General features: G+C 43.7%; 1 protein-coding gene. It reads right to left on the bottom strand.

The annotated features are described in order from the left end of the window. The coding region (locus tag GC098_RS23300; RefSeq protein WP_171645614.1) for an Ig-like domain-containing protein at window positions 1-2,613 on the bottom strand (2,613 nt) is incomplete at both ends.

Here is a 2,613-nt window from a genome sequence, read left to right as displayed (position 1 = left end):
TGTTCAACTTCAATTGGGTTCACTGTAACATTCGCAGAAGCCGTAAAATTCCCATCTAAAGTTTTGACCGTCACTGTCGCCGTCCCAGGACGATTGCCGATCAGCGAAGCACTGCTTCCTGTTGAGATTATAGATACAACAGTTGGGTCGCTGCTTATCCACGATACTCGGGTATCATTCGCATTCGCGGGCGTAACGGCAGTTGTTAATGTTCTGGTTTCGCCTTGAGTCATTGTTACGTTCTGTTGATCAAGAGTTACCCCGCTCACAGGGACGCGTTGAACGACTTGGAATGTCTTGCGATCCACTACCGTATAACCGTCATTGAGCAAAAAGAGTGCATCATAAGTGCCAGGGGCCAGTCCATTGTTTAAACTAACTCTTCCGGATCCAGACTTTAAATAACTCCATATCAAAGATACACCGGCACCTGGAGGAACAGCTCCGGTTCTGTAGATGCCAACCCAATCTTTCCCGTTTAACGCAGCCCCAATATAGGATAGGGTAATGGCTTCCCCTTGGATGTATTGGGATTTGTCTAGTGTTATACGGTCGGAAGCTGCTCCAACTTCTTTAACAGTAACGTTAATGCTTGTTGTCAATGGAACGCTGTTCGGGTTTTCAACTCCAAGAGGCAGGGTTACGGTCCCTGGCACCGAGAAGGTCTGCACCGTCTTGATAGCCGGATCGTAACTAATGCCGCTTAAATCCCAATTCACACTTGCGTCCACATTACCACCATCGGTTGCAAGAATTACTTTTGTGGGCAATCCAAGAGCTTCCGCTGTCTTGGCCGTTCCGTTGTTCGCAGATACCGATGCAGGCGCAGTGATGCTGTTTAAATTAACACTGTTAACATTAATTTCAATGTCCTGCGACGAACGGTTATACACGGAATCGTCGGCGAACACCCTGATTTTATATGGAGTACCCGGCGACAAATTTGTAAACTTATATTGCCTGTATACATCGTATGGTTTGTCCATCGGATACGAAAGACTGTTAAACGATTTGTCCACTTTCCCCGTGATCTTGTTGATAAGCTGAATATTATATTCCATACCGCGCACATTGTCATTTGCTTGCTTTATTGTAAAAGCAACTTCGTTGGCATTCAAGGAATCGATCTTAATGCCCTCATCCAACTGCGGAGCAATGAGTTCTCTTATATCGCTCTTGCTATAGCTAAAGGCATCTTTGCCTTCGCCAACGTTGACTACACGAGGTATGCTTACAAATTCATCTGTAGCTAAATTATACTGCTTGAGGATCAATTTTGTACCGTAAACCTCTATGAAATTCGAGATGCGAGGTGTGGTATGATAGCTTCCATACGCGCCTTCTATATATCCGCCGAACGGACCGTCATCTTGATAACTGGAATAGTTCGAACCACCGGAATCGAGAAACGAAGCCGTACCTTGATAGAGAGAACGTTCGTCGGTCGGGTCATATTGCGTATGACCTGACATATAGAACACCTGCGAAAAATTATTGTCGGCAATAAATTTACCGAAATTATTACTTGCACCGCTGCTCCATGCCGATCCCCACACGGTTCCGCTTATCGGGTAGTGAGACATTGCAAATATGGGTTTTGTTGGATCATAATCCGCTTCACTTTTAATTTGGTTGAGGTAATTGGTGGCTTTTCCCACCGTGCTACTGCTGTTAATATTTGCATCAAAACCAATCAAATTATATCCTTTTATCTTTACCCTATAAGCACCGTTATAGAAATCGTTATCGTACGAATTCGTTGATTCGTTCCACGCGCCCGCCGTACCGACAGGTATTAAATTTTCGGTGCCGTTCATATCATGGTTGCCTTTTACAATATATAACTTCGTAGTGTTAAATAAGCCCTCAGCTTTAAGTTTATTGTATACTTTTGTAAGTTCACCCATCCACACATATTCATTGGCATTGTTACCGCCAGTAATGTCGCCAGGCTGCACCAATACGTCGGCCTGCGGGAATACTTTCAGGGCTTTTCTATAATCTGCTTCCACGCGCGCGATTGTACTGGGATTTGCAGAGATTTCCGGGTCGCTGCTATCCGCTATATTTAAATCGGCGGGAGTTAATGTTTTATTGCTTTTTTGATAGATGAATATAGCATTGTTTAGTTCACGTTCGTAATAATTGATGGTTTCCTGTGTATATAATTTTACTTTTTGCGTTGTTGCAACCGTAGCTGCCGTATTCAAAACCTTTTTCAAATAATCAAAATCGGTTTGGCTGAAGCCGCTGCCGAGACCGCCTGCTACTATTGTATTTGCTTCTGATATTGTGTCGTTAAGTGCTTTCATATCTACTTTATTTAAACCGTAACCATTATAGTTAGCTTGAACTACATCACTGCTTAATGCACCTCTCCAAACCTTCAGATCAGCGATATCGAGTGAATTAGCACCATTGCCGCCCAATCCGTCGCTGCCTATATTTAATGGGTTCGATGTATCTAAAGTTCCGATCCCCAGCGAAGTTTCAGCCATTTCGTAACCATCAATATACAACGACCCGAGCATTTTATCTCTGTCTACAACAAATGTCACGTAACGCCAAGTGGAAGCATTAAACGTGTCGCGGCCAAATTTTACTGATGTGGTC

The organism is Paenibacillus phytorum (genome assembly GCF_013141715.1).
GTDB lineage: Bacteria > Bacillota > Bacilli > Paenibacillales > NBRC-103111 > Paenibacillus_E > Paenibacillus_E phytorum.
Note: the sequence above shows the minus strand (reverse complement) of the source record. Positions and strands in the feature narration are given on the sequence as shown.